At 76.0% G+C, this 8573-nt stretch carries 4 protein-coding genes; 3 read left to right on the top strand and 1 reads right to left on the bottom strand.

All coding sequences use genetic code 11. The features are described 5' to 3' along the window. A partial coding sequence (locus FRAQA3DRAFT_RS31860; protein ID WP_157468759.1) for an AAA family ATPase occupies positions 1-3177 on the top strand: 3177 nt, incomplete at its 5' end. Next, entirely contained in the window at positions 3141-4670 is a 1530-nt protein-coding gene (locus FRAQA3DRAFT_RS37750; protein WP_369809482.1) for an AAA domain-containing protein, read from the top strand. The genes FRAQA3DRAFT_RS31860 and FRAQA3DRAFT_RS37750, both read left to right, overlap by 37 nt. 32 nt (positions 4671-4702) lie before the next feature. Here FRAQA3DRAFT_RS37750 and FRAQA3DRAFT_RS26755 read toward each other — a convergent pair whose 3' ends face one another. Next, the gene (locus FRAQA3DRAFT_RS26755) at positions 4703-6178 is read right to left on the bottom strand and encodes an acetamidase/formamidase family protein (RefSeq protein WP_085950047.1); all 1476 of its coding nucleotides are present in this window, start codon (positions 6176-6178) and stop codon (positions 4703-4705) included. 383 nt (positions 6179-6561) lie between these two features. Here FRAQA3DRAFT_RS26755 and FRAQA3DRAFT_RS26750 point away from each other — a divergent pair, with 383 nt between their 5' ends. Continuing rightward, positions 6562-7521 (top strand): thiamine-phosphate kinase, encoded by a 960-nt coding sequence (locus FRAQA3DRAFT_RS26750; RefSeq protein ID WP_009742179.1) that lies wholly within the window; start codon positions 6562-6564, stop codon positions 7519-7521. Positions 7522-8573: the final 1052 nt, after the last annotated feature.

The raw sequence follows: 8573 nt of genomic DNA, 5'->3' as shown, positions 1-8573 counted from the left end.
CGCGCCCTGCACAACACGCTGCACGCCGTCGCCGCCCGGGTGGCTCAGGAGGGCGACGCGCTGGAACTGGTGCTGGCCACCGGGCTGCTCACCTGGCAGCCGCCCGGCGGCCCGCTCATCCGCGAGCACCTGCTGTCCACCCGGGTGAGCTGCGAGATCGACCCGGTCAGCTCGGACATCCGGGTGCGGGTGCCGGCGGGCGGAGCCACCCGGCTGGGCGACGGCCCGCTGCTCGACGGCCTCGCCGGGTTCCGCCGGGAACGGACCAACCACCTGCACGAACGCCTGCACAACCGGCCACCGGCCCCGCTCGGCGCGGACGACGCGCGGCTACTGCGGGACTGGCTGACCCTGGCCCTGGACGTGCCGGTGGACGGCTTCGAGCCGCAGGACGCTCCACCGCCACCGCCGGACGGCGCGGCCCGCCCCCGGGTGACCTTCGCCCCGGCCCTCGTGCTGCGCGTGCGCGATCAGGCCTCGCTGCTGACCTACTACGAGCGGATGCTGGAGACGTTGCGCGGCGACGGCCCGCCGCCGCTGGGCCTGGTCCAGCTCGTCGCGACGCTGGACGCCACCGAACGGCTCGCCTGGCTCGCCGCCGAGGGCGCGACGAGCGGCGCCGAGCTCGGCGCCGACCCGCTGCTGCCGCTGCCGGCCAGCCCCGAGCAGGCCCGGGTGCTCGAACGGCTGCGCCACGACAACGGCGTCGTCGTCGAGGGCCCGCCCGGCACCGGCAAGACCCACACGATCGCGAACCTGATCTCCGCGCTGCTCGCCGAGGGTCAGCGGGTCCTCGTCACCAGTCAGAAGGCGCAGGCCCTGCGGGTGCTGCGGGAGAAGCTGCCGCCCGAGCTGCAGCGGCTGTGCGTGTCGCTCACCGACGTCGAGGAGGCGTCCGGCCCCGTCGGCGGTGGCGCCGGTGGGAGGGACGCCGGTGGGAGGGACGCCGGTGGGATGGACGGGGTGGGTTCGCCCGAGCTCGCCGCGAGTGTGAGCGCCCTGGCCGCGGAGAAGGCGGTCTACCATCCCGAGGCGCTCGACCGCCGGATCGACCAGGCCGCACGGCGGCGGGCCGAGGCCCTGCGCTCCCGGGCCGAGCTCGCCGAGCGGGCCCGCGACGCGCGGGCCGCCGAGCGGGCCGTGCACGCGGACAGCGAGGTCGGCGCCGCGGGCTGGGGCGGGACCCGGGCGAGCATCGCCGCCCGGGTGCGCGCCGGTGGCGAGGTCTACGACTGGTTGCCGCTGCCCGTGCCGCCCGCGCGAGTCGGCGGCGAGCGGCCCGCGCCGCTGACCGACGCCGAGGCGGTGGAGCTGTACTCCCTGCTGCGCTCCGCCCCGAACGACCCGGCCCCGAACGACCCGGCCCCGAACGACCCGGCCCCGCCGAACGCGGCCGCAATGGACGCGGCCTCGAAGGACGCGGCGCAGCCAGCGGACCGGGCGGACATCCCGGCCCGCACGCTGCCGCCGGTTCTGGCAGCGGAGCGCTTCGCCGCGCTGGTGACCGCGGACCGCACGGCCCGGCAGACGGCCGAGGCGGCCCGAGCCGGGGTCACCGCCGCCGCCCGCGGCTTCCTGGACGAGGTCGCCGCGGCCGAGCCCGGGTCGTCGCCGACCGGCCCGCTGCGGGCGGCGGTGACCGTCCTCGTCCGCGCCCTCGACGACCTGACCGCGCACGGCGCCCGCGGGCCGGAGCGGGACTGGATCCCTGCCGCCCTCGACGACGCCCTCGCCGGGCGGGACCGCCTGCTGTGGGCCAAGGTGAGCGCCGCCGCGCCGCTCATCGCCGAGGCGGCCCGGCACGTCGACGACCTCGGCCTGCACGCCGTGGTACTGCCCTCCGCCGGCACCGCCACGGATCCGGCCCGCGCCGCGGACGGCGACGAGCGCGGGGGGCCGGCCACCGGGTCTTCCGGAACCGGGCCTGAAGGCACCGGGACGGCGGGCACCGAGGACGAGCCCGGCGGCGCCGAGCGAGCCGCCGAGCTCGATCCCGCCGCACTGCTCCCCCGTGCCGAGGCTCTGCGGGCCCACCTGGATGGCGGCGCCGAGCTCCGGCGACGCTTCCGGCCGAAGGTCCAGCGGGAGGCCGACGCGCTGCTGCGGCAGGTGACCGTCGACGGGGTCGCGCCGACCACCCCGGAGCTGCTCGACCTCGTCCTGACCCGGCTTCGGGCGGAGCTCGCCGTCGAGGCGGCTGGCCGCGGCTGGACCCTGGTGGGCCGCCCGCCGCGCTCCGGCGATCCGCTCGAGGTCCGGCTGTCCCGGCTGGTCGAGGGGCAGCAGGCCATCGAGGGAATCGACGCCGTCGTGGCCGCGCGGGACCGGGTCGTGGCCCTCGCCGCCGAGGCGGCGCCTGGGAACCCGGTCGCGATCGACTCCGCCGTGGGCGGGCGGGATCTGGCCGCGGCGATGGCCGCGCTCGAACCGATGGCGGCCGCGGCCGAGGCCGACCGGGCGCTGGCCGACCTCGCCGACGGGTACGACCGGCTCGCCACCGACCCGGGTACACCCGCCGGGCTGGCCGCCGAGCTCGGCGCCGTGGCCGCCGCCTGCCGGGCCCGCGACGCCGACGCCTACGCCGGCGCCCGCGCCTGCGCTCGACGCCGCGATGGCCCGGCAGGCAGGCCGCCGCCCGGCGCGCCGTACTGCTCCGCCGGCTGCGCGCGGCCCATCCCGCACTGGCGGATCTCGTGGCCGCCGCCGCGATCGAGGAATCCGCCCGGTTCGACCGCGGCCCGGGCGGCGAGCGGTGGCGCGAGGACGGCGGCGATGATCCGTGGCCGGCCCGGCTGGCGGCGTTCTCGGCCGCCTGGTCCTGGGCCGTCGCGGCAAGCTGGCTGGCCCGCGCCCCGCGTCCAGACGTCCCCGCCGGCGTCGGCGGCGCCCCTGGCGGCGGGGCCCCTGGCGGCGGGGCCTCGGGGTCGCCCGTCGACCTGGACGCCCAGCTGGACGCGGCCGAGGACGTCCTCGCCGCGGCCACGGCGGAGCTGGCCGGGGCGAAGGCGTGGAAGCACTGCCTGGAGCGGATGGGCGCCGAGCAGTCCGCCGCGCTGCGCGCCTACGCCGACACCGTCGCCGCCGGTGGCACCCTCGCCGGTCGGCACGCCGAGCGCTACCGGCAGGCCGCCCGGGAGGCGATGGAGATCGCCCAGACGGCGGTGCCGGCCTGGGTGATGCCGATCCGGGAGGTGCTCTCGACGATCCCGGCGGTCCGCGACAGCTTCGACGTCGTCATCGTCGACGAGGGCAGCCAGGCCGGGCTCGACAGCCTGTTCCTGCTGTGGCTGGCGCCCCGCGTGATCGTCGTCGGAGACGACCGTCAGTGCACCCCGCCGGTCGATCCGGCGCAGGAGCTCGACCCGGTCCTCGACCGGCTCGACGCCCTGCTGCCGGACGTGCCGGCCTGGCTGCGCGTCGGTTTCACCCCACGATCCAGTCTGTTCAGCCTGCTGCGGACCCGCTTCGGCGAGGTGATCCGGCTGCGGGAACACTTCCGCTGCATGCCCGAGATCATCGAATGGTCGTCGGCGATGTTCTACCGGGATGCGCCGCTGCTGCCGTTGCGTCAGTTCGGCGCGGACCGGCTGACGCCGCTGGTCGCGCGGTTCGTCCCGCACGGGTTCACCGCGGGCACCCCGACCGGGCCGCGCAACCCGGCCGAGGCCGAGGCGCTCGTCGCGCAGGTCCTGGCCTGTGCCGAGGACCCGCGCTACGCCGGGCTCAGCTTCGGGGTGGTGGTCACCCAGGGCACCGCGCAGGCGACGCTGATCCGCGACCAGCTCGCCGAGCGGATGTCGGCCGCCGAGCACCTGCGCCGCCGGCTGCGGGTGGGCACACCGGCCGATTTCCAGGGCGACGAGCGCGATGTCGTGTTCCTGTCGCTGGTCGTCGCGCCGGGAGACCGGCCGGTCCCGCTGACCCGGCTGGAGTACCAGCGGCGGTTCAACGTCGCGGCCTCCCGGGCGCGCGACCAGGTCTGGCTGTTCCACTCGGTGTCGCCGGCCGACCTCGACCACCAGGACCTGCGCCACAGCTACCTCAGCTACGTGCTGTCCGCGGCGCGCCCGGCCGCGCCGCTGCCCGGTGGGGTGACGCCGCCGCTCGCCGAGGTCGCCGCGGACCGCCCCCATCCGGCCTTCGGTTCGCTGTTCGAGCAGCGGGTGTTCCGCCACCTCGCCGGCCGCGGCTACCTCGTCACGCCCCAGGTGGAGGTCAACGGCCGGCGGGTCGACCTCGTCGTGGCCGGCGGGCGGGCACGGCTCGCGGTCGAATGCGACGGCGACGTCGGCCCGGGGCCGACGGAGATCGCCCGCGAGTTCGACCGGGAACGGGAGCTGCGCCGGGCGGGGTGGCGGTTCTGGCGGGTCCGCCAGTCCGACTTCGAACTCGACCCCGAGGCCGCGCTCGCCTCGCTGTGGCCGCGACTGGCGGCCACCGGGATCACCCCGATCCCGGTGGAGCGGGACGGCACCGACGGCCGGGGGGTGCCGACCGGCCCGCCCGCCGCCCACGGGCCGGTCAGGGCCGGCGCGGACGAGCTGCTGCACCGTTGGCGCCCGATCGCGCTGTCCGAGCTGGAGGGCCTCGACGACGTGCCGGCGCCGGCCGAGCGGCGCGATCCGGCCGCCGCACGGCGCTTCCCTGGCACCGGCCTCTCGCCCGGCTGATCATCCGGCCCGGCCGGCCGGGCCGGTGACGGTCAGGGCGGTGGCCCGCCGACCCCGTCGGGTTCGAACGGCGCCGCGGCGGCGTCCGGGCGGGCCGGGCCGGGACCGCCGGGCGCATCAGGATCCGCCCGCTCGCCCGGCCCCGAACGCGGCGTCCCGGCACTCGCGGACCGGGGCACGCGTTCGCGCTCCGTCCCGATCCCGCTGTGCTCGGCGGCGGGCCGCTCGCCGTCCACCGGTTGTCTGGCCCCGTCCGCCGGGACGGCCGGCTCGAGGTCGCGCTCGGCGTCGACGTCCCCCGCGTCCCCCGCGTCCCCCGCGTCGCCCGCGGCGCCCGCGGCGCCCACGGCGATGCGGGTGAACGGCGGCCGGTGCAGCCGGGGCTTCGCCGCCGTCGGCTCGGTGAAGTCCACCCGGTGGATGCGGCAGAACGCGGTCTGCGCCCCCGGGCCGATCCGGCACACCCCGATGTCCGCCGCCGCCGACAGGTAGGCCAGTGCCTCGGCGCGTTCGAGCCCGACCCGGCTCTGCAGGAACAGCACCGCCGAGCGGGTCGCGCGGCGGATCGCCTCGGTCAGATCGGCGTCGCGACCCATGGTGACCCAGACGGTGTCGGTCTCGATGAACGGCTCGCGCAGCGCGCCGAGGGCGGCGCGGGCGGCCGTCTCCCGCAGCGCCGTCAGGCGCAGCGTCGCGCGCAGCGGGCCCTCCAGGGCCGTCGCGCCGATCTTCCCGTCGCCGAGGGCGTAATGCGGGTCGCCGACGGCGAACAGCGCGCCGCCGACCTGGACGGGCAGGTAGAGCCGGGCGCCGATGCCGAGGTCGCGGCTGTCCAGGGCGCCGCCGTGCAGTCCGACCGAGGTGGAGGGAATGACCTCGGTGGTACTGTCCACGGCGACTGCCATGACGCCCAGGAACGGAGCCAGCGGAAAGCGGGCCCGTCCGCCGCTCGCGCCGGTCAGCGAGCCGAACAGGCGACCGCGGCGGCGTTCGACGGCGCAGAAGGTGGTGACGGTGCGAAAGCGCTGCCAGTGCCGCGCGTCGGCGTCCGACTCGGGCGGACCTCCCTCGGGAAACTCCCCGGCGAGCAGGCCGGCGCCGTGCCGGGTGGAGATGATCCCGTACCGGGCCCGTGGGTGCAGCGACAGGACGTCGACCCGCAGCACGTCACCGGGCTGGGCACCGCGGACGAGCACCGGCCCGGTGATGATGTGCGGGGCGTCCACGCCGAACCGGTGCGGCAGGCCGGAGGCGGCGATGGCCCGGGCGTCGGCGAGGACCTCCGACGGCGGCACGCCGAGGTTGGCGAGGAACGCGTCGGGGTCACGGCCTTGGTCACCGAGGATCCCCTCGGGGCTGACCGTGTCGAAAGTGACCGTGGCACCGGAGTCAATACTGAGAACCGGCCTGGTCAGTGCGTTGGGCAGCTCGCCCCATGTGACGGTCTCGGGGGTGGAGGGCAGGTAGTGCTTTCCCTCGATCTTGCCCCGGCCTGGCTGCAGCGCCACAGGCGGCCCTACCGTGCCCGCTGCCGGCCGGGCGGGCTCCCACCGTGACGAGCCGCCTGGACGCGCGGTCGGCCGGCCCCCGGGGTCCCGGCGGACCGGACGAGACACACAGAACGACAGGACTGGTCATGCACGCGCGTCAGATTTTCAGTGGCATATGACAAAAAGGTGACGTGGATGTTGCGATCACGGTCATTCCGCCAGGAGGGGTGTGCTGGGCCCGTGGGCGTGGAGTCCGCGGGTCCGCGGGGGCGGTTGAGCATGCGGCACCGGCACTTCGGTGCCGCGGGCGGCGGCGCGGGCGGCGGCACCTCGGCGGGGATCTCGCCGGTGGTGCGGCGTCATGACCGCGGCGTCGGGGCCGAGTGCGGCGCCGGGGTGCCATGACCGCGACGTTGCGGGATCTCGGGGAGTTCGAGCTGATCCGCGCGATCACCGCCCGTTTCGCCCGCGGCCGCGACGTGCTCGTCGGCCCGGGCGACGATGCCGCGGTGCTGGCCGCGCCGGACGCCAGGGTGGTCGTCACCACCGACCTGCTGCTGGAGGGTCGCCACTTCCGGCGGGACTGGTCGTCGGGTGAGGACGTCGGGCACAAGGCCGCGGCGCAGAACCTCGCCGACGTGGCGGCGATGGGCGCCCGGCCGACCGGGCTGTTCGTCGGCTTCGCCGCGCCGGGTGATCTCACCGTCGACTGGGCGCTGGCGCTGGCCGACGGGCTCGCCGCCGAGTGCGCGCGGGCCGGGGCCACCGTCGCAGGCGGCGACATCAGCTCCGCCGACTCGATCATGCTGGGGGTAACCGCTCTCGGCGATCTCGAGGGCCGGGCGCCGGTGCTGCGCTCGGGGGCCCGGCCGGACGACGTGGTCGTGCTCGCCGGCTCCGTCGGCCGGGCCGAGGCTGGCCTGGCCCTGCTCACCGCGGGCGTCGACCACGACGCGAATGCCGGCTGGGCGGGGCTGGTCACGGCGCACCGCCGCCCCCGGCCGCCCTATCCGCTGGGCCCGACGCTCGCCGCGGTGGGCGCGCACGCCATGTGCGACGTCTCGGACGGCCTGGTCCAGGACCTCGGCCACATCGCCACCGCCTCGGGGGTGCGGATCGATCTCGACCCGGCCGCCCTGGCTGCCGACGCGCCGCTGCGGTCGGCCGCCGCCGAGCTGGGGGCGGACCCGCTCGACTGGGTACTCACCGGCGGCGAGGACCACGCGCTCGTCGCCTGCCTGCCACCTTCGGCGGGCGTCCCCGCGGGCTGCGAACGGATCGGTCAGGTGCTGCCCGGAACAGGCGTGACCCTGGCCGGGCGGCCGACCGTCGGACGCGGGGGCTGGAATCACTTCGGTTGACGTCCTCCCCCGCCTGAAGTGAAGGCGGTGGATTCCCACTCCTACGCACCCAGCGGAAGGCAGGGCGGTCGTGTTGAGGTTCGCGGTTCGCGGTTCGGCCGGCGCCGTGCCCGCCCGCGCAGTCACCGCGCGTCCCGCGGCGATGTTCCTGGCAGCGTTGACGTCCGCGTGGCACCGGAACCCGCAGGCGACACACCGAAATCGCGCTTGGCTCTCACGCGACGCGGCGGCCACCTGCCCGCGGATCGAGCAACACCGAGACGGGTAAGCAGCCGGTATCCTCTCGACCCGGCCGGGGCCTTCTGTTCCAACCGGTGCCCGAGCAGACCCCAGCCGGCCGCGAGGATCGCCCGGTTCAACCCGGCCTTCTGCCGCACGTTACGTCCCGGCTCCGCGACCGTGCCCCGCGCCGACCGGGTCATGCTCCGAATGCGCAGGTCCTCGGCGCGGATCAGATCGTAGCGGCGGGCGAGACCGGTGCTGGTCTTCTCCGCCCGGTCCTTGCGCCGGTCGGCCTCGCGTAGGACCGGGCGTCCGGGGCACGGCACGGCTACGACGGAACCGCACCCAGCCAACCTTCGGGATTTTCGCCTCGGACCAGCGGCGGTTGAGCTGCCGGACGTCGCCTGGTCGCACCGCCACCCGGAAATCCTCCCGTCGGCCCGATTTCCGGAACGTGGGTTTCCGATGCGAACCGCGAAAAAAATGGCCATGGCCGCGGCGGCGTCCTGCAACACCTGCTGCTGGACGACGACACTACCCGCCGCGAGTCAGCCGAACGCTCGGCGGGTCTCGGCCAACTGCCGGTTCTGCTCGGCATAACCCAGCGCGGGACCACGCCACGGCCGATACCACAACTATCGTTCCACCGCGAGGTTTCACACCTACCGGGCATGCGCACAATGATTTTCCGGAATCACCGACTGGTCGACCGTCGGATACAGCCGGAAACGGGCCATGCACCCATACTACGGAAAGAAGATCCACCGGTGAACGATGTGGGGCGGCCTTTCCTCCCCGACCTGAAGGCCAGGGCATCCACACCGAAACCA

Origin of the sequence: Frankia sp. QA3 (assembly GCF_000262465.1) — a bacterium.
Lineage (GTDB): Bacteria > Actinomycetota > Actinomycetes > Frankiales > Frankiaceae > Frankia.
This window is presented reverse-complemented; position numbering and strand designations above follow the sequence as displayed.